Here is a 232-nt window from a genome sequence, read left to right on the forward strand (position 1 = left end):
GCGCCGATGATCTCGTACTTGTACCGGGTGCCGGCACCGACCCCGGGGACGAACAGCTCCCAGACGCCGGTCTCGCCGAGGGAGCGCATGGCGAGCTGGGCGCCCTGCCAGTGGTTGAAGTCGCCCACGACCCGCACGGCCCGCGCGTTCGGCGCCCAGACGGCGTACGCGGTGCCGACCACGTCACCGAGGGTGCCGGGGTAGCGGTGCACGTTCGCGCCGAGGACGGTCC

1 pseudogene is annotated in these 232 nt (G+C 73.3%); it reads right to left on the reverse strand.

Going from position 1 to position 232, the window contains the following annotated elements:
• A pseudogene (locus KVT14_RS21625) lies at positions 1-232 on the reverse strand (1,4-alpha-glucan branching enzyme); the annotation flags it as partial.

The sequence above is a fragment of the Cellulomonas sp. GbtcB1 genome, assembly GCF_019091725.1.
Taxonomy (GTDB): Bacteria; Actinomycetota; Actinomycetes; order Actinomycetales; family Cellulomonadaceae; genus Cellulomonas.